Origin of the sequence: Streptomyces sp. DT190 (assembly GCF_049846985.1) — a bacterium.
Lineage (GTDB): Bacteria > Actinomycetota > Actinomycetes > Streptomycetales > Streptomycetaceae > Streptomyces.
The window spans coordinates 376,874-399,313 of sequence record NZ_JBNCNM010000002.1 but is presented as its reverse complement, the minus strand read 5'-3'; the positions used below and the strand labels follow the sequence as shown (position 1 = coordinate 399,313).

Sequence of the window (22,440 nt, the reverse complement as noted above, 5' to 3'; positions counted from 1 at the left end):
TTGTTTCCGAGATTTTCGGATCTCTCCACAGGGTGATCATTTCGGCGACTACGGGTCCGCAAGGTGCGGGCCCTGAGTACTGCCCCTCAAGGGAGATTCATATGGCTACCGGCACCGTGAAGTGGTTCAACTCGGAAAAGGGCTTCGGCTTCATCGAGCAGGAGGGCGGCGGTCCCGACGTGTTCGCCCACTACTCGAACATCGCCACCTCCGGCTTCCGTGAGCTCCAGGAAGGCCAGAAGGTGACCTTCGACGTCACGCAGGGCCAGAAGGGCCCGCAGGCCGAGAACATCGTTCCCGCCTGACGCCGACGCGTCTTGCCCTGACCGGGGCCCGCACCCCTCGCGGTGCGGGCCTCGGCTCGTTTCCACTCATTCCGGCTCGCTCTTGCGAATCCTGCGGCTCTCCGGCGCCGTCGCGCATTCCCCGATACGTGCCGCATCGAGGAAGGTTCCCCATGGACCGCACGGCTCGCAGGAGCAACGGCTCCCCCCGCTCCCGCAACAGCGGGTTCCGGACCCGCAAGGCCGCAGGCCAGACCCCCGCCGCCCGCTCGGCGAACGGCGGCCACGGCGGCCGCCGCCCTGCCCCCGCCCGGGAGTTCGCACCGCCCGCCACGCTCACCCCGGCCCTGCCCGCCGTCGAGGCGTTCGCCGATCTCGACCTGCCGCCGCGGCTGCTGGCCGCACTGCGCGCCGAGGGCCTGACCGACCCCTTCCCGATCCAGGCGGCGACCCTGCCGAACTCGCTGGCCGGCCGGGACGTCCTGGGCCGCGGCCGCACCGGCTCGGGCAAGACCCTGGCCTTCGGTCTGGCCCTGCTGGCCCGCGTCGACGGGCAGCGGGCCGAGGCCCGGCAGCCCCTGGCGCTGGTCCTGGTGCCCACGCGGGAACTGGCCCAGCAGGTCACCGACGCCCTCACCCCGTTCGCCAAGGCGCTGCGGCTACGGCTCGCGACGGTGGTCGGCGGGCTGCCGATCGGCCGCCAGGCGAACGCCCTGCGCGCCGGTGCCGAGGTCGTCGTCGCGACGCCCGGCCGGCTCAAGGACCTCCTGGACCGCGGCGACTGCCGCCTGGACCAGGTCGGCATCACGGTGCTCGACGAGGCCGACCAGATGACCGACATGGGCTTCATGCCGCAGGTGACCGCCCTGCTCGACCAGGTGCGCCCCGGGGGCCAGCGGATGCTGTTCTCCGCCACCCTGGACCGCAACGTGGACCGGCTGGTGCGGGCGTACCTGCACGACCCGGTGGTGCACTCGGTCGACCCGTCCGCCGGCGCGGTCACCACGATGGACCACCACCTGCTGCACGTCGACGACGACGACAAGCACGCCACCACGACCCGTATCGCGGCCCGCGACGGACGCGTGATCATGTTCCTGGACACCAAGCACGCCGCCGACCGGCTGGCGAAGAAGCTGCTGGCGGTCGGGGTACGGGCGATGGCCCTGCACGGCGGCAAGTCACAGTCCCAGCGCACCCGGACCCTGGCCCGGTTCAAGGACGGCGACGTCACGGTCCTGGTGGCCACCAACGTCGCCGCCCGCGGCATCCACGTGGACAACCTCGACCTGGTCGTCAACGTGGACCCGCCGGCCGACCACAAGGACTACCTGCACCGGGGCGGCCGTACCGCGCGTGCCGGTGAGTCCGGGACCGTCGTCACGCTGGTCCTGCCGCACCAGCGGCGCGAGATGTCCCGGCTGATGGCCGACGCCGGCATCACCCCGCGGATCACCCGGGTGGGCCCGGAGGAGGCGGAGCTGAGCCGCATCACGGGTGCGCAGGAGCCCTCGGGCGTGCCCGTCGTCCTGACGCCGCCGCCCGCCGAGAACCGCCCCGCCCGCACGGGGTCCGCCCCGAGCGGCCGCCGCGGCAGGCCGCCCCGGGCCCGCCGCCGCTGACCACCGACGGGCCTTCCCCGCCGCCTCCTTCGAAGCCGCCCGCGCGATCGTCGCGGGCGGCTCGGTCGCGGGTGGCTCAGCGCGGGCTGCTTCGCGGTGGTCGCGGTCCGTCAGGGACGAGCGGCGGCAGGCCGCCTCAACGCGCCCTGCGTGCCGTGCTCTCGCGCACCACCAGCCGCGTGGGCACCAGCGTGGTCCCGTGTCCGCCCCCGGCGGCTCCGGCGGCTCCGGCGGCTCCGGCGGCCGGGCCGCCGCCCTGCCGCATCTTGCTCAGCACCCCCTCCACGCACAGCCGCCCCACCTCGGCGAAGTCCTGGTGGATGGTCGTCAGGGGCGGCAGGAAGGACGCGGACTCGGGGAGGTCGTCGAAGCCGACGACGCTGACGTCGTCGGGGACGCGGCGCCCCCGCTCGTGCAGGGCGCGCAGCAGGCCCAGGGCCATCTGGTCGTTGGCGGCGAACACGGCCGTGCAGCCGGGCTCGCCGGCGAGCAGCAGGCCCGCACGGTAGCCGGACTCCGCCGACCAGTCGCCGCGCACCGGGGGCGGCACCGCGCGGCCCGCCTCGGTGAGCGTGGCCCGCCAGGCGTTGGCGCGGCGCTGCGCGGCGAAGGAGTCCTCCGGGCCCGCCAGGTGCCACACCGTCTCGTGGCCGAGGCCGAGCAGATGCCGTACGGCCTCCCGGGCGCCGCCCGCCTGGTCGGTGTCGACGACGGTGTAGCGGTCGCCCGCGTCCGAGTCGGCCACGACGACCTGCACCCCCGGCGGCAGGGAGACCGTGGCCGCGTCGAGCAGGTGGGTCTCCATGATGACGATCACCGCGTCCACGGCCAGTTCGCCCAGCCGGGAGAACGCGCCGTTCACCTCGTCCTGGGTGGGGACGGCCACGGGCAGCAGCGTGACGGCGTAGCCGTGCCCGGCCGCCGCGGTGGCGATGGCCTCCAGGGTGCGGATGTTGCCCAGGGTGGAGAGGGAGAAGGTGATCACCCCGAGGGTGCGGAACTCGCCGCGGCGCAGGGCCCGGGCGGCGCTGTTGGGCCGGTAGCCCAGTTCCCGCATGGCGGCCAGCACCTGGCGCCGGGTGTCCTCGGTGACCCCGGCGAAGCCGTTCGAGACACGGGAGACCGTCTGGGAGGAGACCCCGGCGAGCTGCGCCACGTCGGCCATGGAGGCACCCTGGCGGGGCCGGGCCGCACGTCTCCCGGTCCGGCCCGTGCCCTTCGAGCCGCTCTCGCCGTCCACCGCGCCCACCCGCCCCTCGCTTCCCCCGCCGGCCGCCCGGCCCGGCCGGTCCGGTCCGGTCCGGAACGACTCCTTGACCCCTGAGATTCGGACAGTGTAGACATCCCGCCAGCGCATGTTTACGTAAACATCGCCGAGCCCGAACCGTACTAGAAGGTGTCGAAACCGGACCAGTCGCACCACCTGGGCCCCGATCTCTGTGTCCGCCAGGACGCGCGGCACGCAGAAGAGTGGAGTACGCGAGATGGCACACCGCACCCGCAAGAGGAGGCTCCTCGGGGCCATCGGCGTCACCGCCGTGGCGACCGGAACCATCCTGGCCACGACGACCCTGCCGGCCGCCCACGCCGGACCGGCGGCCGACCGCGCCGCCGCCGCGGTCACCGTCCGGCCGGACCCCTCCTACGCCGGGGAGAGGTTCGAGGGCTGGGGCACCAGCCTGGTCTGGTTCGCCAACGCCACCGGCGACTACCCGCCCGCGATACGCGAGAAGCTGTACCGGCTCCTCTTCGGCGACGAAGGGCTGGCCCTGAACATCGCCCGCTACAACATCGGCGGCGGCAACGCCCCGGACGTGAAGGACTACCTGCGGGCGGGCGGCGCGGTCGAGGGCTGGTGGAAGGCCCCGGCGGGCACCACCCGCGAGGACGTCGACTGGTGGGACGCGGACGACCCGGCCGACTGGAACGAGAACGCGGACGCGACACAGCGCTGGTGGGTCGACCGGATCAAGAAGGACATCACCCACTGGGAGACCTTCAGCAACTCCCCGCCCTGGTTCATGACCGAGAGCGGCTACGTCTCCGGCAACTTCGACGCGGGCAAGGACCAGTTGAAGCCCGGGTCGGTCGAGGACTTCGCGAAGTACCTGGTGGGCGCCACCGAGCGGCTGGAGAAGGCGCACGGCATCGAGGTCGACACGCTCGACCCGTTCAACGAGCCGAACACGGACTACTGGGGCACCCGGCTCGGCCCGGACGGCGAGCCGGTCGGCGGCCGCCAGGAGGGCGCGCACATCGGCCCCGAGCTCCAGCAGAAGGTGATCCGCGCACTGGCCCCGGTGCTGGAGAGGTCCCGTTCGAAGGCGGAGATCTCCGCGATGGACGAGACCAACCCCGGCATCTTCGCCACCAACTGGAACTCCTACCCCCAGGAGGTCCGCGACCTGGTCGGCCAGATGAACGTCCACACCTACGGCACCGGTCAGCGCACCACCGTCCGCGACCTCGCCAAGGCGGCCGGCAAGCCGCTGTGGATGAGCGAGGTCGAGGGCGACTGGGGTGACGGCCAGAGCTTCACGGACATGCGGCCCGGCCTCGGCCTCGCCCAGCGCATCGTCGACGACCTGCGGGAACTTGAGCCCACGGCCTGGGTGTTCTGGCAGCCGGTCGAGGACTACGACAACATGAAGCCGGGCGGCGAGTCCGCCAAGGGCGGCAACTGGGGCGAGATCCAGCTGCCGTTCAGCTGCACGGCCGAGGACACCCTGGAGACCTGCCCGGTCTTCACGAACACCAAGTTCGACACCGCCCGCAACTTCACGCACTTCATCAAGCCCGGCGACCGGCTGGTCAAGACGGACGACACGTCGAGCACGGCGGCCGTCTCCCGCAAGGGCGACGCGGCGACCGTCGTGCACGTCAACGGCACCGCCGAGACGCGCGAGGTCACGCTCGACCTGTCCGGGTTCGGCCACGTCTCCTCCCGCGCGACCGTCACCCCCGTGGTGACCAGCGCCGACGGCAAACTGGACCGGCAGCGGCCCGTCCGCGTCACCGGTGAGCGGGCCACCATCGCCGTGCCCGCGCAGTCGGTGACGTCCTTCCTCGTGCAGGGCGTCTCGGGCGTCGCGAAGGACGCGGCGGAACTGCGCCGGGGCCACACCTACCGCCTGACCGGCGTGCAGAGCGGCAAGGACCTCACGATCGCCGACGACGGCACGGGCCTGGTCGTCCGCGGGGCCGCCACCGGTCCGGCCGGGCAGTGGACGGTGCAGCGGACCCGCGGCACCGGCAACCACGAGCGCCACGTCCTCACCGAGTCCGCGTCGGGCAAGCGCCTCGCCGTCCGCGGCGGCGCCCTGGTCGCCGAACCGGACACCGGCCGCCGCGACAGGGCCGCCGAGTGGATCGCCTCCACGACCGGCGACGGCACCTGGACCCTGGTCAACGCGGCCACCGGCCAACTGCCGGACGTCTCCGGCCAGTCGACGCACGAGAACGCACCCGTCGGTGTCTGGCAGCCCAATTCGGGCGCGAACCAGCGCTGGAGGGTGACGGAGGTGACGGACTAGCCGCACGGCCGCACGGCCGCTCCGCGCGGCCGGTGCCCGCAGGGCCCTCCCGGTAAGGCCCCCGCCGCGTGGCGGGGGCCTTACCGCTCCGGACCGCAGGCGGTGGCCGGCCCAGGCTCGGCGTTGTCGGCCGAGGCCGCTGCCGCCCGACGCCCGCTGCCGCCCGGCGAGCGCTGTCATCCGGTGGCCGCTGCGGCCCGGAAGGCGCTGCCACCCACGGGCCCCTCACCCAGCGGGCGCTCTCGCCCGCGGAGCCTCCCGCCCGCGGAGCCTCCCGCCCGGAGGGCACTCTCGCCCTCCGGGCCCGGCCTCGTGTCCCGGTGCCGCGGCAGGCACCCTCACCGCTCCGGCCGGAACCGGTCCGTCGCCGCCGCCACGGCCCCCGCCGACGTGCTCCCGGACAGCGCGTGCCCCTCACCGCCGATCGGCACGAACTCCGTGTCCGGCCCGCCCTGTGAGCCGAACTGCGGGGTTCCGCAAGTGAACACCCTCACAACTACCGCCAGGTAATGGAAAGATCACGTCCCAACACATCGACAATCCCGACCCGGGCGCGGTCTCCCGCCCGGGGTGGCTGGAAACTGCCACCGACCGACTCGATCGACCGACCAGTCCGATCGACCAGCGACCGACTACCGAGCGCCGGGCCGACACCCGTGCGCCCGAGGGGGAAACACCCAGTGAGAACGACAGAACACGGCGAACGCCGGTTCGCCGCACGGCCGTCCAGACGTCTGTCCCGCCTGCGCGTCGCCGTCGCGGCCGCCCTCGCCCTCGCCGTCTCCGGGGCCGCGGCGCCCCAGGTGATGGCCGCGCAGTCCACCGCGATCGACCCGCAGCCGACCGTGCCGAGCCTCGCCTGGGCCGACTGCCAGGGCGGCTTCGAGTGCGCGAACGCCGAGGTCCCGCTGGACTACCGCGACCCGCAGGGCAGAACGATCACCCTGGCGGTCGTCCGCAAGAAGGCCGCGGACCAGGGCGCGAAGAAGGGCACGCTCTTCCTCCAGCCCGGCGGCCCCGGCAACTCCGGCGTCGACTTTGTGCGCAACAACTACGCCGGCCTGCCGGCCTCCCTGCGCGAGAACTTCGACGTCTTCGGCTACGACGTGCGCGGCGTCGGCCGGAGTTCGCAGGTGGTGTGCTGGGACGACCCGACGTACACGCAGGCCGTCACCGCCGCCAAGGGCACCCCGGGCCCGGACGCCTACGAGCCGGCCGTGCGCCAGGCCGCCTCGTTCGTCCAGGGCTGCCAGGACAACGCGGGCGAGCTGCTGCCGTACGTCGGCACCGGGTACGTCGCCCGGGACATCGACCTGCTGCGGCAGGCCCTCGGTGAGGAGCAACTCACCTACTACGGGCGTTCGTTCGGCAGCTACATCGGCACCGTCTACGCCGCCATGTTCCCGCAGCGCGTGCGCGCCCTCGTGCTCGACGGCGGCTACGACCCGGAGCACTACGCCAACCGCCCCTACGCCTACGACCGGCCGCAGTACCTGGCCCTGGACGGCGCGATGGGCCGCTTCCTCGACTGGTGCAAGGCCGACCAGGCCACGTGCGGGTTCGGCGACGGCGACCCCCGGGCCGCGTTCGAGAAGCTCAAGGCCGACCTGGACGCCAACCCCGTGCCGACCGCCAACGGCGGTCAGGCGAACGGCTACACCCTCGTCTACCGCCTGATGTTCAACATCAACGAGGGCAAGGTCATCTGGCCCTCCCTCGGTGCGGCCCTGCGCAAGGCGCAGCAGCGCGACAACACCTCGTTCCTGCTGCGTCCGCCGTCCCCGGCCAGCTACGACTTCCTCAACCCGAACGTGGCCGTCGAGTGCGTCGACAAGGACTACCCGCGTGACATGGCCCGGCTGAAGCGCCAGGTCACCCGGAACGCCGAACTGGCGCCGCTGCTGGGCCCGGCCATGGCGTACGGCCCGCCGACCTACGACCACCAGCACGCCACCGCCTGCGTCCAGTGGACCGGCGAGAAGCCCAGCCGCTACGCCGGCTCCTTCCGCGCGAAGGGCTCCGCCCCGATCCTGGTCCTCGGCACCACCGGCGACCCGGACACCCCGTACCAGGACTCGGTGGCCCTGGCCCGCAAGCTCGACAACGGCCGGCTGCTGACCTTCCGGGCCGAGGGGCACACCGCCTTCGGCCGCAGCGCCTGCGCGACGGACGCCGTGACCGGCTACCTCGTCGACCTCACGGTCCCCGCGCGCGGCACGACCTGCACGGACGAGACCCAGCCGCCCTCCGCCACACCGAAGACGGCCCCCGCGGGCACGACCCTCGGTGAGCTGCGCAACGGCGTCAACGAGCGGCTCGACCAGCTCGGCACCCTGCGCTGACCTGCCCCGGACCCCGGACGCCCCGTACCGCACGGGGGGTCCGGGGTTCGTCGTGTCCCGGTGGTGCTGCCCCCACCGGCCCCCGGAGCCGCCCTCGACCTCGTCGCCCGTCACCGGCCCGATGTCGCCCTGGCCGACCTGCGGATGCCGGTGCTGGACGGGGTGGCGACCACGGCCGGGATCGTGCCGCGCTTCCCCGGCACCCGGGTGCTGATCCTGACGACGTACGACACGGACGCGGAGATCGAGCGCGCGGTGGAGGCCGGGGCGATGGGCTACCTCCTGAAGGACACCACCCGCGAGCAACCGGCCGACGCCGTCCGCGCGGCGGCCCGCGGCGAGACCGTCCTGGCCCCACGCGTCGCCGAACGCCTCGTCGCCCGCCTGCGCCAGCCCGCCCAGATCCCCCTCACGGCCCGCGAGACGGACGTCCTGAACGCGGTCGCGGACGGCCTCACCGACGCCGGGATCGGCCGCCGCCTCGTCATCGCCGAGGCGACGGTGAAGACCCACCTGCTCCGCCTGTTCGCCAAGCTCGACGTGAACGACCGGACGCGGGCGGTGGTGGTGGCCATGGAGCGGGGGTTGCTGACGAGGCCGTGAGGCCCTCCGGCGACTTTGCCATCTCTTTACAACCCGCCCGGTCGCCGCCTCGTCTCTCCGCACGACCTGTTCACCGACCTGGGAGTGCGACTCCATGCGCCGAACCGTCCTCAGCCTGCTGGCCCTCGCCGGCACCGCCGTACTGATGGGCACCGGGCCCGCGTTCGCGGACGGGGCGACGGCCCCGAGCCCCGTTCCGTCGGCCGCCGAGCCGACCACCCACCCGGACGCGCGGGACACGCCGAAGCCGGCCGCGCCCTCCGAGCGGACCCGCCCGGCCCGGCCCGCCCCGAGCGCCGAACCCACCCGGGCACCGGCGCGCGACCAGGTGTCCGTCGTGCCGAGCGGCGCGCCCGACACCGGGGTGACGGCCGGGTCCGCGGGCTCCGGCACCGACGGCGCGGCGCTCGGCGCGGGCGCCGCCGCGGTGCTGCTCGTGGGCGGCGGCACGGTGGTCGCCGTGCGGCGCCGGGCGAGCGGGGCATGACCGCGTTCTCCAGGCGCGCGTTCACGGCCGCCGCGCTGGCGTCCGTGCTGACGGCCTGCGGTGGCGGCCCGGCGGCACGGCCGCGCGCCGCCGCGACGTCGCCGTCGCCGGAGCCGGCCCGGGGGTCCCGCCCCGCGGCCGGTCCGGTCCCGGTCCGGCTGCTGATCCCGGCGATCGGCGTCGACACCCCGGTCATCACGCTGGGCCTGGCGGCGGACGGCACCGTGCAGGTGCCGCCGGTCACGGCGGACGACCGGGCGGGCTGGTACCGGCACTCGCCGGCACCGGGCCGCACCGGGCCGTCGGTGCTGCTCGGCCACGTCACGGTCGGGCGGTTCGGCGACGGCGTCTTCCGCCACCTGGACCGGCTGCGCCCCGGCGACCGGATCGAGGCGCGCCTGGAGAACGGCACGGCGGCGCGGTTCGCCGTCACCTCCGTACGGACCGTCCCGAAGCACGACTTCCCGGCGGACGACGTCTACGGGAACGTCGACCGCCCGGAGTTGCGGCTGATCACCTGCGGCGGAGCGCGTACCGGCGACGGCTACGCGGACAACGTGATCGTCTTCGCCGCGCGGGACGGCGCCGGGTCCCCCACCTTGGGAGAGCGTTGAAAGGGTCCCGCGAGAAGGCCGCGTCCGAGCTGTTCGCCGCCCTCTACCCGCGTCTGGCCGGCTGGTGCCGCCGGCTCGTCGACGACGACGAGACGGCCCACGAGATCGCCTCGGAGGCGTTCACCCGGCTGTGGGCGCGCTGGACGTCCGTGGAGGAGCCCCGCGGGTTCCTCTACGTCACCGCGGCCAACCTCGTCCGCGACCACTGGCGCAAGCTGGAGCGCGAGCGCCGGGCCCTGCACCGCGTCACCTCGGAGGCCGCCGTACGGCCCCACCCCGAGCAGGCCGACCCGTCGGTGCGGCTGCTCGTGCAGGCGCTGCCGGAGCGACTGCGCGTCCCGATCCTCCTCCACTACTACGCTGACATGCCGGTCCGGGAGGTGTCCGCCCTGACCGGGCGCAAGGAAGGAACCGTCAAGGCCGATCTGCACGCGGCCCGGGAACTGCTCCGCGTCCACCTGAGGAGAAGCCTTGACCACACGCCTTGACGACGCCGCGGGCGAGCCGGAGTCCGGCCCCGACGACCCGCTCGCCGTGATCCTGCGGCCCTCCTCACCCGACTACCTGGGCGCGCCGCCCGGCCAGTACGAGGCGGTGCGCCGCCGGGCGGCCCGGCGGCGGCTGCTGCGTGCCGCGGCCGGGGCGGGGCTGTGCTGCGCCGCGGTCGCCCTCGTCGTACTCCCCCTGCGCCTCACCGCGCCCGGGGCGCCCGCCGCCCCGACCGTCCCGATGGCCCCGCCGGACCCCACCCGGGCACCCGTCACCCCGGCTCCCTCCCCCTCCGTGACGGACTCCGCCGCGGATCGTCGGACGCGGGCCCCGAGCACGGCTCCCCGCGCCGAGGACTCCCGCCCGCCCGAGCGGCGCACGGACACCGCACCGGCCACCGAGCCCGCCCGCACCACCGGGTCCGGCGACGGCGCGCGCCCCACGCCCGGCACTCCTTCGGCCACGACGGACCCGGTCCGTCCCGTGCCCTCCGAGGCCCGCACCGGGACGGCCGGGACGCCGGCCCCCGAGCGCCGGTAGGCCCGGGCGTCCCCCCTCGCGTTGGGCCGGGCGGGGGTTTGCGGAACCTTTGCCCGTGGGCCGGGCGTTGGGAGGGTGTGCGCGCGTGAGCGGGTGCGCTCTTTGACGGTGACGAGTACCGAGGTGACGGCAATGGCAGTGTGGGACCGGCTCAAGGACCAGGCCAAGGCTCTGCAGCAGGGTCAGGCCGGACACGGCGCGACCGGCGGGCACAGTGGCGGGCACAGCGGCGGGTCGAGGTCCGGCGGGGGCGGCAAGGCCCAGCTGATCGGCCTGTTCAAGACGCAGCTCGGCTCGCTGAAGAACGAGTTGAAGAGCGGGGCCTACCGGGACGCGAGCATGGCGATGTGCGCCCTGGTCGCGGCGGCCGACGGGCAGGTGGACCCGTCCGAGCGCCAGCAGGTCGAATCGATGATCCTGAGCAACGACGTGCTGCAGAACTTCCCGCCGGAGCAGCTGCGCCAGCGGTTCAACAAGCACGTGGACCAGCTGACGATGAACTTCCAGCACGGCAAGGCGGAGGCGATGCAGGAGATCGCCAAGGCCGCCAAGAAGCCCACCGAGGCCCGGGCCGTGATCCAGACCGGCATGGTCGTCGCCGGTGCCGACGGCCACTTCTCGCAGGCCGAGGCGCAGGTCCTGCGCGAGGCCTGCGCGGCGCTGGGCCTGTCCCCGGCGGAGTTCCAGCTCTGAAGCACCCCCACCCGCGCCCTGTGCCGGGCCCGGGCGCTCCGCTCAGCGGGCGCGCAGGGCGTCCACGGCCAGCCGGGCCGTCGTGCCGATGACGGCGTCGGCGGCGGGCAGGAGCGCGGAGGTGCGGGCCGTGCGGGTGAAGACGGCGACGGCGTAGCGGCCCCCGTCGGGGTACTCGACGACGCCGACCTCGTTGCGCACGGTCGGCAGGCTGCCCGTCTTGCCCGCGACGTGCACGTCGTCGAAGGGGAAGCCGGAGGCCAGCCGGTGCGGCCACACCTGGAGTCCCAGCACCCGGCGGATGGCCGCGCCGTGCTCCGGCAGGCAGGCCTCGTCGCGCCAGACGGCGGCGAGCAGCCGGGTCATGTCGCGCGGGGTGCTGCGGTTGGTGCGGCCCGGGTCGAGCGCGCGGAGCCGGGACACGACGTGCGGGTCGGCCAGCGCCCCGGCGCCGCCGGGACCGGCGTCCTCCTTGATGGTGGCGAGGAGTTCCCCGAAGGTGTGGACGGCGTACGTGCCGGTGAGGCCGAGACGGGCCGTGGCGCGGTTGACGGCGTCGAGGCCGACGCGCGCCAGCAGCAGGTCCGCGGCCGCGTTGTCGCTGACGGACATCATCAGATAGGCGAGGTCCCGCAGGGACAGCCGGGCGCCGTCGAGCATCGCGGCGAGCCCCGTGGGGCCGGCGGTGCGGCCCTGCGGCGGGCACTCGACCTGCTCGGTGAGGTCCAGCAGCCCTTCCGCCGCCCGCTGGTGCAGCGCGACGAGCAGACACAGCTTGTGGACGCTGGCGGTGCACACCGGCTGGTCGGCCCCGGCGTCGAGCTGCGCGCCGGAGTCGATGTCGACGGCGTGCAGCCGGCCGGTGACCCCGGCGTCGGCGAAGGCCATGCGGATGCGGGCGAGGACGTCGGTCACAGCCAGTACTCCGAGGCCGGGCGCAGATGGAGCGGGCGGGAGGGCAGGTCGGGGGTGGCGCCGGCGGTGGCGCGCAGCGCGTGCGCGGCGGCCTCGGCGAACGCGCCGACGGCTCCGTCGCCCCGCCCGCCGGGCCAGGCCACGGAGTGCCGCAGGGCCAGCGGGGCGCCGGTGAGGGGCCGCCACACGACGCCGGTGTCCGCACCCCCGGGCGCTTCCCACCCCGCGTGGCCGTGCGTGTCGCGCGGGCCGAAGGCGACCGCCCGGGCCGACAGCACCAGGCCGCGCACGAAGCTGGCGCCCTGGGCGTGACGCACGGCGGGCGGGGTGTAGCCGTTGCGGGCGCAGGTGGTCAGGAGGTCGTCGTAGACGGCCGGGGCGGCCGTGCGGGGGAAGAGGATCAGGTCGTGGCCGGTGAGGGAGGCGAGGGGCACCTCGTCGAGCCCGGCCGCGGCCGCGTCGCCGGGCAGCAGCACGCCCAGCTCGCGGCGGAGCACCGGGCCGAGTTCGAGACCGGTGACGTCACAGGGGTGGTGGATGAGCCCGACGTCCAGTTCGTGCGCGGCGAACCGCTCCAGCTGCTGGGCGGTGGACAGTTCGTGCAGCTCCAGTTCCAGCCCGGCGGCGCCCTCGGTGAACGCCGTGAGCAGCGCGGCGACCGTCTCGCCGGACACGTCCGGGGGCAGGGCGGCCCGCAGCAGCCCGGTCTCGCCGGCGCGGATGCGGCGCGCGGTGGCCAGCAGCGCCTCGGAGCGGGCGAGCACCTCGCGCGCCTCGGCCAGCAGCAGCGCGCCCGCCTCGGTGATGGTCACCTGCCGGCTGGTGCGCTCGAACAGCCGGACGCCGAGGTGCCTCTCCAGGCGCTGGATGCGCTGCGACAGCGGCGGCTGGGCCATGCCGAGCCGGGCGGCGGCACGGCCGAAGTGTGACTCTTCTGCAACAGCCACGAAGCACTCCAGGTGCCGCACCAGGTCCACGAGCAGCGATCATATCGACTGGATATTGATCCGACACCGATAACGGTCTTGGACAGGATGCCGGACCGCTGCTGTCCTCGGCGCATGGACACTCATGCCGACCACACGGGCGTCACCACCGGTACACCGGGACCGCTCCGCAGGGCCCCGCGGGCCGTCGCGGCCGGGGCGGTGGTGCTCGCCGCCATCGCGGGAGGGGCGTACGCGGCGGGTCTGGGGCCCTTCGCGCGGGACACCGGGCCCGATCCGGCGGCCACGCGACAGGCCCGCGCGTTCCTCGCCGACTGGGCCGCCGGGCGGGTGCCGGACGCGGCGGGCCGTACGACGAGCCCCGGTACGGCGCGGCGGGTGCTGGACAGCTTCACCACCGGGCTCGACATCAGCGGTCCGAAGCTGAAGGCCGGGTCCGCGACCGAGACCGGGGACGGCACGGTCACCGTCCCCTTCACCGCCCGGATGCCCGTGACCGGCCTGGGCACCTGGACCTACGAGTCGAAGCTGCCGCTGCGCGAGCAGGGCGACGGCACCTGGAAGGTCGACTGGACGCTGTCCCTGGTCCACCCGCGGCTGAGCGACACCGAGAAGTTCCGCCTGGAACGCGAGGAGACGAAGCCGCCCGAGGTCACCGACCGGAGCGGGACCACCCTGTCCGCCGCCGACCACCCTTCCCTGGCGCCGCTGATGACCCGGCTCGCCGGGGGCGGCGGCACGGACACCGGCGCGCGCGGCGCGATCCGCCTGGTCGACCGGGCCACCGGGAAGGTGGAGCGCACGGAGGCCGCCTTCGGCGCGAAGACTCTCCCGGCGGACGAGGGCCCGGTCGCCACGACCCTCGACGCCGACTGGCAGGCCGCCGCCGAACGGGCCCTCGCCACCCACGCCGATGGCAAGAACGCCGCGCTGGTCGCGCTGCGCGTCGACGACGGCGAGATCCTGGCCGTGGCCAACTCCCCGTCGTCCGGCTTCAACCGCGCGCTGTCCGGCACCTACGCGCCCGGCTCCACCTGGAAGATCGTCACCACCGGTGCCCTGCTGCTGAAGGGCGCCGTCGCGCCGGACGACGTGGTCGACTGCCCCAAGTACCTCACGGTCGGCAAGCGGTTCCAGAACGTGGAGCTGTCCGAGCATCCGGGCGCGACCTTCGCCAAGGACTTCACCGAGTCGTGCAACACCGCGTTCATCGGCCTGCGCGACCGGCTCGACGACGGGGAGCTCGGCGAGGTGGCCCGCCGGTACTTCGGCGTCGGGCAGGAGTGGCACGTGGGGGTGCCCACGTACGACGGCTCGGTGCCGGTGCCGAAGGACGAGACGGAGAAGGCCGCCTCGATGATCGGGCAGGGCCGGGTGCAGGCCAACCCGCTGATCATGGCGTCCGTGACGGCGACGGCCGTGTCCGGCACGTTCCACCAGCCCTCGCTCACCGCCGGCGCCGAGGACACGACCGAGACGACTCCGCTGCCCAGGGGCGTGGTCGCGCAGCTGCGCACGATGCTGCGGGCCACGGTCACCGAGGGCACCGCGAAGGTCCTCGCCGGACTGCCCGGCGAGATCGGCGCGAAGACCGGCACCGCCGAGGTCTCCGACGACCAGGACAACAACGGCTGGCTCGTCGCCCACCGGGACGGCGTGGCCGTCGCCTGTGTCGTCGAGGAGGGCGTCACCGGCGGCGGTTCGGCCGGGCCGGTGGTCCGCGGCCTGCTGGCCGCGGTGCCCGGCGACGCCGGGTGAGCAACGCCCCCGGTCCGCACCGGCATGAGTGCGGCCCCGCCCCCCGACGGGAAGGCTCCCCGACCGGGGACACCCCCGGCGGGAAGGCTCCCCGACCGGGGACACCCTCGGCGGGGACGCCCCCCGGCGGGGAAAGCCCACGGCGGGAAAGGCCCTCCGACGGGCCCCCGGACGGGGACACCTCCCGATGGGGAAAGCCTCCCGACGGGCAGAACCCCCGGACGAGCAAAGCCCTCGACGGGGAGCCCCCCCCCCGACGGGCAAAGCCCCCCGATGGGGAAAGCGGGAAAGCCCCCCGATGGGGAAAGCCTCCCGACAGGGAGAACCCGCCTATGGGGAAAGCCCCCCGACGGAGGCAACCCCCCGACGAGCAAAGCCCCCCGACGGAGGCAACCCCCCGACGAGCAAAGCCCCCCGACGGCTAGAACCCCCGGACGGGCACAGCGCCCGAGTGAGAAGAGTGACCCGTATGCCCCTCGATCGCCCGGCGTCCTCCCGCCGTTCCTTCCTGGCCGCCGCCGCGCTGCTCCCCCTCCCCCTGGCCGCCTGCTCCGCCGACGACCGGCCCACCGGACGCCCGGGCCGGGGCGCCACCGCCACCCGGTCCGCACCGGCGGCCGGCCGGCCGCCGGTGCACCGGCTGCGGCTGGCGGACCTGGAGCGCGCGTACGGCGCCCGGGTCGGCGTCCACGCGCTCGCGACCGGCACCGGGGCCACGGTCGTGCACCGCGCCGGGGAACGCTTCGCGTTCTGCTCGGTCTTCAAGGCCCTGGCCGCCGCGGCGGTCCTGCACCACCGCTCCCCGCAGGACCTGGACCGGGTCGTCCGGTACACCCGGGCCGACCTGCGCTCCACCACTCCCGTCACCGGCCGGCACCTGGCGACGGGCATGACCCTGCGCGAGCTCTGCGACGCCGCCGTCCGCCACAGCGACGGCGCGGCCGGCAACCTGCTGATGCGCGAGATCGGCGGCCCGCGGCAGCTCACCGCCTATCTGCGCGGACTCGGCGACCGGACCAGCCGCATGGACCACTACGAGCCCGAACTGCACGACGTCCCGCCGGACGACCCCAGCGACACCACCACCCCCGAGGCGGTCGCCACCGACTTCCGGGCGCTCCTGCTGGGCACCGCCCTGCCCGCCCGGGACCGCGCGCTGCTCATGGACTGGCTCTCGCGCAACGCCACCCCGGTCGGCGCCCGCCGCATCCGGGCCGGGCTCCCCGCCGGCTGGAAGGTCGCCGACAAGACCGGCACCGGCGACTACGGCCGGGCCAACGACGTCGCCGTCGTCCACCCGCCCGGCGCCGAGCCGCTCGTCCTCGCCGTCATGACCGACCGCCCCGGCCGCGCCGCCGAGCCCTCGGACGCCCTGGTCGCCGAGGCGGCCGGACGGGCCGTCGCCGCCCTGGGCCTGTGAGCCCGAAGCCCGGGAGAGGCCAAGGGGGATGCGGAAGGGGGCTATAACGGGGGCCATGATCTATCACGTCGTACCGAGCACCGTCTGGAACTCCGAACCCGGCCGGCCGTACGCCCCCGCCTCCCTCGCCGAGGAGGGCTTCGTGCACTGCTCCCCGGACGAGGCGACCACGCTGGCCGTCGTCGACGCCTTCTACCGGGACGCGCCGCGGCCGCTGCTGGTGCTCGCCCTCGACGAGACGCGGCTGACCGCGCGGGTGGAGTGGGAGGCGGCGGCCCCCGCACCGCCGCCCGGGGTCTCCGGGGACACCCTCTTCCCGCACGTCTTCGGCCCGCTCGACCGGGACGCCGTCGACCACGTCCTCCAGGTGCGGTGGGACGGGCAGGGCCGGCCGTCGGGACTGAGCCGGAACTGAGTACGACAAGATGACCGGGGTGACACTCCAGGACTCCCCCGCCGCCCCGGCCCCGCACCCGCGCCCGGCCGGTCGCGCGGCCCGCTGCGCCGTCGCCGCCCTCGCCCTCGCCGGGACCGCCTGGGCCGTCCGGGCGGTCTGGCACCTGCGGCTGTCCCTGGCGGGGGAGCCCGCGTCCGGCCCGCCGGACCAGGGCGGCGGCACGCACCGCCCGCTGAACGCGCTGGAGGACTCCTACCACCAGGTCGCCTCGCTGGGCAGCGCCGTCACGGCCGTCTGCGCCGTGGTGTTCCTGTTCTGGCTGGACCGTGTGCGGGACAACGCCCGGGTCCTGTCGGGCACCCAGCCGCGCTACGGCTCCTTCTGGTTGCTGCTGGGCTGGGTCGTGCCCGTCGCCAACCTGTGGATACCCCGGGGCGTGGTGGCGGACGTCCACCGCTCGGTCTTCCCCGAGCGGCGGCTGCCCGCCGTCGTGAACTGGTGGTGGGGCCTGTGGCTGGCCGGTCTGGCCGGCAGTGCGGGGATCATCTACTCCGACGGCACGGACGAGATCATCGCCCGCGCCTACAGCGGCGTCCTCCCGCTGCTCGCCGCCGATCTGTTCGTCGTGGCGGCGGCCGCGGCCGCCGCCCTCATGGTCCGCACGCTCACGGCGGCACAGCAGGAGCACATCGCCCGCGCGGGCTATTGAGCGGACCCGCGGGGCCGGTACACCGACACGGCGAACGACGCGGTCACCCGCACCGGTGTCCCCAACCGGGCGACGTCGTCCCGTAGTCCGGCCGCGTCGAGGTGGTGCGCGGCCGGGGTCATGGCCACCAGGCCGAGGACGTCCCCGGCCGTCAGGGCGAGGGGGAACTCCAGCGATTCGGCGCGCTCGAGCCGGAAGGAGGCCGACAGGGTCCGGCGCAGGCGTTCCTCCTTCCTCGGGTCGACGGCCAGCAGGCCCAGGGGCGCGCGCAGTTCGCGCAGGTGCCGTGGCGTGGGGGTGACGACGAGCAGGGCGCCGTCCGGGTGCAGGACCCGGCGGAACTCGGGGCCGTTGCGGGGTGCGAAGACGTTGAGCACGAGGTGGGCGCAGCCGGTGCGGACCGGCCAGGGCCGCCAGACGTCCCAGCCTGCGGCCTCCGCGCGGGGATGGGCCCGGGCCGTGGCGCGCAGGGCGGCCGCCGAGGTGTCCAGGCCGACGCCCAGGGCCCCGGGGAGGGCGTCCAGGACGGCGGCCAGGTAGTGGCCGGTGCCCGCCCCGGCGTCCAGCACGGTGGCGTCGGCCGGTGCCAGACCGGCGGCGAGGTCCGCGAGGGCGCGGGCGAGCGGGTCGTAGTGCCCGGCGCGCAGGAAGGCGGCGCGGCTGCGGACCATGGCGGCGGAGTCGGCGCTCGGGGCGCGCCGGTGGCCGGTCAGCAGGCTCACGTAGCCGTGGCGGGCGATGTCGAAGGTGTGCCGCGCGGCGCAGCGCAGGGCGCCGTCGGCGCGGGTGAGGCCGGAGGGGCACAGGGGGCAGGTCAGAACGGTCAGCAGCCGGTCGGACGGCGGGCGGGCGGGACCCGAGGGCATGGCGGTGCTCCTGGACGACGCGGCGCGGCGCGCTGCCGGTCCGCGTGCGGGCGGTGGACGTGCGTCACCGACGGCCGCACGTGGGCGGACACGCCGGGGACGGCGACGGGGGTGTTCACGTCGCCGTCGTCACCGCGGTGTCAGAGGAAGCAGTGCGGCAGGGCGTTGCATGCCAGAGCCATACGAGCAGGCTACCCGGCGCCGCCCGGACGTCACGACGGGCCGGACGTCACGACGGGCCGGACGTCCGGGGCGGACGACCGGGTGCCGTCGTCCGGCCGGCGCCGGGCGAGGGCCGCGCCCGCACCGCAGGCGCCACCGCCACCCCCGCGACCCGCCCCGCCCCGCCGGCGACGAGCCGGGCGCCGGACATCGCACTCCTGCGTCCTCGTTCCCTTCGCAGCGCTGTCCGGCTGACGGCGTCGTCCGGTTCCTTCGCGTCACGGACGACGGCGCGGGGCGCCGGGCGTCCCGCGACGCCGACGGCCCGCACCCGGTGGATTCGGGTGCGGGCCGTCGCCGTGGCGTTGTGCCGCCGTGGCGTTGTGCCGCCGTGCCGCCGTGTCAGCCTGCCGTCAGCCGTCGTCGCGCGAGCGGAGCCGCAGGCGCGGGCCGAAGCGGAACGCCGCGAAGCCGACCGCCGCCAGGGCCGCGGCCGCGGCGGCGAGGAGGCCGATGCCGCCCGCGCCGGTGGAGGCCAGGCTGCCGCCGTCGAGGCCGGTGGAGGTGCCGCCCGTGGTGGAGGTGCCGCCGGTGGAGGTGCCGTCACCGCCGGTCGTGCCGCCGGTGCCCGCCGAAGGGCTCGGGTCCGCCGAAGGGCTCGGGGTGCCCGACGGGTCGTCGCCCGGGCCGGGGTCCTGCGAACCGTCGCCGGGAACGACCTCGACCGCGAACTGGGCCGTGGCGTCGCCGACCGACGCGGTGACGGTGTAGGTGCCGGTGCCCTCACCGGCCGTCAGGGTCGGGGCGGTGGCGGCGCCCTGCTCGTCGGTCCGCACCCGGACGGCCCGCTCGCCGTCCGCGAAGCGGGGCGCGTCGTCGCTGCCGTCCTCGACCCGGAACTCCACCTCCGTGCCGGCCGGTGCGGCGGCGCCCGAGGTGACCACCTCGGCCCGCAGCGGCTCCTCGAAGTCCGCGCCCCGGGCGGCGCGCTGGCCGTCGCCGCCCGTGACGGAGACGGTGTACGCCGACTCCTTCACCTTCACGGAGAAGACCGTCGAGGCGCCGCCGGCCGTCGCGCGGACGGTGAACGCGCCCTCCTTGCCGCCCACCTGGATCGGCTGGGCCCCGGCGCGGCCGCGCGCGTCGGTCGGCACCACGAGTGCCGTGGCGTCGGGCCCGCCCTTGACGTGGAAGAAGGCGCCCTGCCGGTCGGGGTCCTCGATCGTGAAGGTGACGGAGGCGTTTTCGACGGGGTTGCCCGCCTCGTCCCGGGCCACCACGGCCGGCGGGTCGGCGGCACCGCCCGGCCGGACGGTCTGGTCGGAGCCGGAGACCTGGACCAGCTCCGCGATCGCGGGGGTCCTCCACTGGAAGACCACGCGCCCGTCGCCGGAGCGGTCGGTGTTGACGCCGCCCTCGGCGGTCCCGCCGCGCACCGGCTCGCCGGAGGCCTTCCAGAAGGGGTCGTTCTTCGCCGGGGGCACCGTGCGGCTGCCGGTCAGGAAGCGGGCGTCCGTCACGCGGTCGGGGTCGGTGTACCCGCTGCCGCCCGCGCCGCTGCCGACGAGTCCCTCGCTCTCGTCCGTGCCGCCGCCACCGCCGCCGCCCGCGTGACCGGCGCCGCCGCCACCGCCGGCGCCGTGCGCACCGGAGCCGCCCGCGCCGCCCTTGCCGCCGGGCGCGTCGGCTCCCGAGGAGCCGTTGCCGCCGCCCGCGCCGCCGGTGGGACCGGCCGCGCCCTTGCCGCCGCGCTCGGAGTCGGGATCGTCCTGGCCGCGCTCGCCGCCGCCGGGGCCGCCCTGGCCGGACTCCGAGCTGCCGTACCCGCCACCGCCGCCACCGGCCGCGATGAGCAGCGGCTCGCCGTCGCCGGTGCGGACGCCGGTGCTGTTGCCGCCGACCGCGGCGTACCGGCCGCCGCCCGCGCCGCCGAGCGCGTCGCCGAAGCCCTGCACGCCGACCGCGACCGTCAGCTTCTCGCCGGGCGTGACGTCGAGCGTGCCGGCGGTGTAGCCGCCCGCTCCGCCGTTGGCGAAGGGCGTGCCCTCGCCGCCCTGCCCCCAGGCGCGCACGTCCAGCTCCGTGACACCGGCCGGGACCCGGAAGTCCTCGCGGGCGCCCGTCGGATCGAACAGCCGGCAGCCGGAGAAGCCCTCCGTCGGCGTGCACGCCGCCCCGGCGAGGGCCTCGCCGCCCGCGGCCGAGGCGGCCGGGGTGCCCGTCAGGGCGGTACCGCCGGTCAGGGCCAGCAGGGTCAGGGCGGCCGCGCCGTGGCGGAGCCGGGCACGCCCGAACAGGGCATGCCGCGGCACGGCGGCATCGTGATGCGTCAAGGGTTCCCCCACCTGTCGACAGCTCCCCCCGGGAGCCGGACGTCGCTCGATCAGAATCGAACAAGACCAGTGGGACAGCTGATCAAACTTGAGGCTGCCGGTCAACCGGGAATCGACGGTTCCCAACTGGGCAGCCACCGCGCGGAGTCGGCGTCGGGGTCATCGACGCCGTACGGCCGGCGGCGGGACGGGAAGGCCGGGCCGGGCTCCCGAGCGGCACACGCGGGGACGCGACGGCCCGGCCGGCCTTCCTCTGGCCGCAATCTGCCACCCGGCACCCCGCGGCGCCTCCCGGGGGAGCCCGAACGGGGACGGCGGGGCGAGGCTGCGATGATGCGCGCATGTCGACCCTCGCCACCGTCGCGGTCCTGGCCCTGGCCGCGCTGCACGTCTACATCCTGGTGCTGGAGATGTTCCTGTGGACCACGCCCCGGGGCCGCGCCGCCTTCGGCACCACGCCCGAGTCGGCCGAGGCCACCAGGGCCCTCGCCGCCAACCAGGGCCTCTACAACGGCTTCCTCGCCGCCGGCCTGGCCTGGGGCGCGGTGGCCGCCGACCCGGTGGGGTTCCAGGTGTCGGTGTTCTTCACGGTGTGCGTGGCGGTCGCGGGGGTGTACGGCGCCGCGACGGCAAACCGGAAGATCCTCTTCGTGCAGTCCGTCCCGGCGCTGGTCGCGCTCGCCCTGGTGCTGATCGCGCACTAGGCCGGGTCCCGGGCGCCGCTCAGGCGCCCTGCGTGACGGCCCGCTCCATCAGCAGGCCCGCCTCGTCCTGTGCCGTCCCGGGCGGCACCACCAGCAGGTCCCAGCGGCCGCGGCCGGGGGTGAGCAGGCAGACGGTGTCGGAGGCGGTGGGCGTGTCCCGGCGGCCCACGTGGACGGCCTGGCCCGCGACGTCCACCCGCTCCGGGCAGTCCTGCCAGATGTCCCCGTGCACGAGGACGCTGCTGATCCGGCCCCAGGCGTGCGGCAACCCGGCGAGCAGGGCGGGCAGTTCGGCGGCCAGGTCGTAGGAGCGGGGCCACCACGCCCCGTCGATCCTGCGGGCCGTGCGGCGCTCGCGCGGCTGGTCGGCGAGCCTGAGCCGGGCCCCGGACGGGGCGGGGACCTGGGGCGGGGGCGAGGAGGCGGACGTCATGGGGGCTCCTGCTGCGGACGGGGAGGCGGCCGGCGACCGTACGGCCACCGCTCTGCGACCTACCCCGGTTCCTCCACCGTACCCCGCGCGGTGGTGCGGGAGCCGGGGCCGCCCGTACCGTCCGGTGCCGGGACGGCCGGGGAGCCCCCCCCGACCTGGGACATCGGACATTCCGGGCGCTTTATCTCAAGCTGTCCGCGATAATCGGAGCATGAATACGGCAACGTACGAAGTGCTGGCGGCGTCGTCAGACCACGCGGTCGCCGTGACCATCGCCTTCATCGCCGGTCTGATCGTGGCCTGCGCCCTGATCTGGGCCGTGCGCGTCGGCATGCAGGTGATGGACAAGGACACCCACCACCCCGATCCGGCGGAGCAGCCCCACGTGCCGGACGGCGGACCCGTCCGCGAGATGCGCGAGATGCGCGAGCCCGACGACGTGCCGGTCATGGCACGCGACGGACGCCGGATCCTGCCGCACGAGCTGCACCGCGCGAGCACCAGGACCGGCAAGGACCAGAAACCGCGGCGCTGGTCGCCCGGATCCAGCGGATCCTTCGGCGGCGGCGGCCTCGGACGCACGTGATGC

The 22,440-nt window shown here is 75.3% G+C and carries 22 protein-coding genes; 16 read left to right on the top strand and 6 right to left on the bottom strand.

Going from position 1 to position 22,440, the window contains the following annotated elements:
- The first annotated feature begins 101 nt into the window (after window positions 1-101).
- Both ACPXCS_RS05270 and ACPXCS_RS05265 read left to right on the top strand, forming a co-directional pair.
- Window positions 102-305 (top strand): cold-shock protein, encoded by a 204-nt coding sequence (locus ACPXCS_RS05270; RefSeq protein ID WP_003991681.1) that lies wholly within the window; start codon window positions 102-104, stop codon window positions 303-305.
- 152 nt (window positions 306-457) lie between these two features.
- Complete coding sequence (locus tag ACPXCS_RS05265; protein WP_425944057.1) at window positions 458-1,906, top strand: DEAD/DEAH box helicase; 1,449 nt, start codon at window positions 458-460, stop codon at window positions 1,904-1,906.
- A 136-nt stretch (window positions 1,907-2,042) separates the two neighbouring features.
- Here ACPXCS_RS05265 and ACPXCS_RS05260 read toward each other — a convergent pair whose 3' ends face one another.
- Window positions 2,043-3,071, bottom strand: a complete 1,029-nt coding sequence (locus tag ACPXCS_RS05260) for a LacI family DNA-binding transcriptional regulator (protein WP_425944059.1) — start codon at window positions 3,069-3,071, stop codon at window positions 2,043-2,045.
- A gap of 319 nt (window positions 3,072-3,390) precedes the next feature.
- Here ACPXCS_RS05260 and ACPXCS_RS05255 point away from each other — a divergent pair, with 319 nt between their 5' ends.
- The 8 genes from ACPXCS_RS05255 to ACPXCS_RS05220 all read left to right on the top strand — a co-directional run bounded on the left by ACPXCS_RS05255 (window position 3,391) and on the right by ACPXCS_RS05220 (window position 11,207).
- Window positions 3,391-5,439 carry a glycoside hydrolase gene (locus ACPXCS_RS05255; protein WP_425944061.1) on the top strand — a complete coding sequence of 683 codons (2,049 nt, stop codon included), beginning with the start codon at window positions 3,391-3,393 and terminating at the stop codon, window positions 5,437-5,439.
- Between the two features lie 680 nt (window positions 5,440-6,119).
- Window positions 6,120-7,781, top strand: a complete 1,662-nt coding sequence (locus tag ACPXCS_RS05250; protein ID WP_425944063.1) for an alpha/beta hydrolase — start codon at window positions 6,120-6,122, stop codon at window positions 7,779-7,781.
- 60 nt (window positions 7,782-7,841) lie between these two features.
- The gene (locus ACPXCS_RS05245) at window positions 7,842-8,384 is read left to right on the top strand and encodes a response regulator (RefSeq protein ID WP_425944065.1); all 543 of its coding nucleotides are present in this window, start codon (window positions 7,842-7,844) and stop codon (window positions 8,382-8,384) included.
- 94 nt (window positions 8,385-8,478) lie between these two features.
- Entirely contained in the window at window positions 8,479-8,871 is a 393-nt protein-coding gene (locus ACPXCS_RS05240) for a sortase-dependent protein (protein WP_425944067.1), read from the top strand.
- Entirely contained in the window at window positions 8,868-9,485 is a 618-nt protein-coding gene (locus ACPXCS_RS05235) for a class F sortase (protein WP_425944069.1), read from the top strand. Before ACPXCS_RS05240 ends, ACPXCS_RS05235 begins: the two co-directional genes overlap by 4 nt.
- Window positions 9,482-9,973 carry an RNA polymerase sigma factor gene (locus ACPXCS_RS05230; protein WP_425944071.1) on the top strand — a complete coding sequence of 164 codons (492 nt, stop codon included), beginning with the start codon at window positions 9,482-9,484 and terminating at the stop codon, window positions 9,971-9,973. Before ACPXCS_RS05235 ends, ACPXCS_RS05230 begins: the two co-directional genes overlap by 4 nt.
- Window positions 9,957-10,514: a hypothetical protein gene (locus ACPXCS_RS05225; RefSeq protein ID WP_425944073.1), complete on the top strand. Its 558-nt coding sequence runs from the start codon at window positions 9,957-9,959 to the stop codon at window positions 10,512-10,514. Before ACPXCS_RS05230 ends, ACPXCS_RS05225 begins: the two co-directional genes overlap by 17 nt.
- Window positions 10,515-10,646: 132 nt before the next feature.
- A complete protein-coding gene (locus ACPXCS_RS05220) occupies window positions 10,647-11,207 on the top strand; it encodes a tellurite resistance TerB family protein (RefSeq protein ID WP_425944075.1) in 561 nt (186 codons plus the stop codon).
- A 42-nt stretch (window positions 11,208-11,249) separates the two neighbouring features.
- Here the strand turns inward: ACPXCS_RS05220 and ACPXCS_RS05215 are convergent, their stop codons facing one another.
- Complete coding sequence (locus ACPXCS_RS05215; RefSeq protein ID WP_425944524.1) at window positions 11,250-12,095, bottom strand: serine hydrolase; 846 nt, start codon at window positions 12,093-12,095, stop codon at window positions 11,250-11,252.
- 23 nt (window positions 12,096-12,118) lie between these two features.
- A complete protein-coding gene (locus tag ACPXCS_RS05210) occupies window positions 12,119-13,069 on the bottom strand; it encodes a LysR substrate-binding domain-containing protein (RefSeq protein ID WP_425944077.1) in 951 nt (316 codons plus the stop codon).
- A gap of 114 nt (window positions 13,070-13,183) precedes the next feature.
- On the opposite strand from ACPXCS_RS05210, the gene ACPXCS_RS05205 reads away from it, so the two are divergent.
- The 4 genes from ACPXCS_RS05205 to ACPXCS_RS05190 all read left to right on the top strand — a co-directional run bounded on the left by ACPXCS_RS05205 (window position 13,184) and on the right by ACPXCS_RS05190 (window position 17,353).
- A complete protein-coding gene (locus tag ACPXCS_RS05205) occupies window positions 13,184-14,827 on the top strand; it encodes a penicillin-binding transpeptidase domain-containing protein (RefSeq protein WP_425944079.1) in 1,644 nt (547 codons plus the stop codon).
- Window positions 14,828-15,296: 469 nt separating this feature from the next.
- Window positions 15,297-16,247 (top strand): class A beta-lactamase, encoded by a 951-nt coding sequence (gene bla / locus ACPXCS_RS05200; RefSeq protein WP_425944081.1) that lies wholly within the window; start codon window positions 15,297-15,299, stop codon window positions 16,245-16,247.
- Between the two features lie 55 nt (window positions 16,248-16,302).
- A complete protein-coding gene (locus ACPXCS_RS05195; protein WP_425944083.1) occupies window positions 16,303-16,662 on the top strand; it encodes a DUF952 domain-containing protein in 360 nt (119 codons plus the stop codon).
- Between the two features lie 19 nt (window positions 16,663-16,681).
- A complete protein-coding gene (locus tag ACPXCS_RS05190; RefSeq protein WP_425970904.1) occupies window positions 16,682-17,353 on the top strand; it encodes a DUF4328 domain-containing protein in 672 nt (223 codons plus the stop codon).
- Here the strand turns inward: ACPXCS_RS05190 and ACPXCS_RS05185 are convergent.
- Both ACPXCS_RS05185 and ACPXCS_RS05180 read right to left on the bottom strand, forming a co-directional pair.
- A complete protein-coding gene (locus ACPXCS_RS05185) occupies window positions 17,347-18,219 on the bottom strand; it encodes a putative RNA methyltransferase (RefSeq protein WP_425944087.1) in 873 nt (290 codons plus the stop codon). The genes ACPXCS_RS05190 and ACPXCS_RS05185 overlap by 7 nt on opposite strands.
- Window positions 18,220-18,794: 575 nt before the next feature.
- Window positions 18,795-20,714, bottom strand: a complete 1,920-nt coding sequence (locus tag ACPXCS_RS05180) for a hypothetical protein (RefSeq protein WP_425944089.1) — start codon at window positions 20,712-20,714, stop codon at window positions 18,795-18,797.
- A 341-nt stretch (window positions 20,715-21,055) separates the two neighbouring features.
- Between ACPXCS_RS05180 and ACPXCS_RS05175 the strand changes: the two genes are divergently transcribed.
- A complete protein-coding gene (locus ACPXCS_RS05175; RefSeq protein WP_425944091.1) occupies window positions 21,056-21,418 on the top strand; it encodes a DUF1304 domain-containing protein in 363 nt (120 codons plus the stop codon).
- Window positions 21,419-21,437: 19 nt separating this feature from the next.
- Here ACPXCS_RS05175 and ACPXCS_RS05170 read toward each other — a convergent pair whose 3' ends face one another.
- On the bottom strand, window positions 21,438-21,851 hold the full coding sequence (locus ACPXCS_RS05170) for a DUF5994 family protein (protein WP_425944093.1): 414 nt from the start codon (window positions 21,849-21,851) through the stop codon (window positions 21,438-21,440).
- Window positions 21,852-22,062: 211 nt separating this feature from the next.
- Here ACPXCS_RS05170 and ACPXCS_RS05165 point away from each other — a divergent pair, with 211 nt between their 5' ends.
- Window positions 22,063-22,437, top strand: a complete 375-nt coding sequence (locus ACPXCS_RS05165; protein WP_425944095.1) for a DUF6479 family protein — start codon at window positions 22,063-22,065, stop codon at window positions 22,435-22,437.
- Window positions 22,438-22,440: the final 3 nt, after the last annotated feature.

Coding starts and splice junctions, on each gene's coding strand:
- ACPXCS_RS05270 (WP_003991681.1), top strand. CDS start 102: ATGGCTACCGGCACCGTGAAGTGGTTCAACTCGGAAAAGGGCTTCGGC.
- ACPXCS_RS05255 (WP_425944061.1), top strand. CDS start 3,391: ATGGCACACCGCACCCGCAAGAGGAGGCTCCTCGGGGCCATCGGCGTC.
- bla (WP_425944081.1), top strand. CDS start 15,297: ATGCCCCTCGATCGCCCGGCGTCCTCCCGCCGTTCCTTCCTGGCCGCC.
- ACPXCS_RS05195 (WP_425944083.1), top strand. CDS start 16,303: ATGATCTATCACGTCGTACCGAGCACCGTCTGGAACTCCGAACCCGGC.
- ACPXCS_RS05215 (WP_425944524.1), bottom strand. CDS start 12,095: ATGGCCTTCGCCGACGCCGGGGTCACCGGCCGGCTGCACGCCGTCGAC.
- ACPXCS_RS05235 (WP_425944069.1), top strand. CDS start 8,868: ATGACCGCGTTCTCCAGGCGCGCGTTCACGGCCGCCGCGCTGGCGTCC.
- ACPXCS_RS05265 (WP_425944057.1), top strand. CDS start 458: ATGGACCGCACGGCTCGCAGGAGCAACGGCTCCCCCCGCTCCCGCAAC.
- ACPXCS_RS05170 (WP_425944093.1), bottom strand. CDS start 21,851: ATGACGTCCGCCTCCTCGCCCCCGCCCCAGGTCCCCGCCCCGTCCGGG.
- ACPXCS_RS05205 (WP_425944079.1), top strand. CDS start 13,184: ATGGACACTCATGCCGACCACACGGGCGTCACCACCGGTACACCGGGA.
- ACPXCS_RS05240 (WP_425944067.1), top strand. CDS start 8,479: ATGCGCCGAACCGTCCTCAGCCTGCTGGCCCTCGCCGGCACCGCCGTA.
- ACPXCS_RS05260 (WP_425944059.1), bottom strand. CDS start 3,071: ATGGCCGACGTGGCGCAGCTCGCCGGGGTCTCCTCCCAGACGGTCTCC.
- ACPXCS_RS05220 (WP_425944075.1), top strand. CDS start 10,647: ATGGCAGTGTGGGACCGGCTCAAGGACCAGGCCAAGGCTCTGCAGCAG.
- ACPXCS_RS05175 (WP_425944091.1), top strand. CDS start 21,056: ATGTCGACCCTCGCCACCGTCGCGGTCCTGGCCCTGGCCGCGCTGCAC.
- ACPXCS_RS05165 (WP_425944095.1), top strand. CDS start 22,063: ATGAATACGGCAACGTACGAAGTGCTGGCGGCGTCGTCAGACCACGCG.
- ACPXCS_RS05185 (WP_425944087.1), bottom strand. CDS start 18,219: ATGCCCTCGGGTCCCGCCCGCCCGCCGTCCGACCGGCTGCTGACCGTT.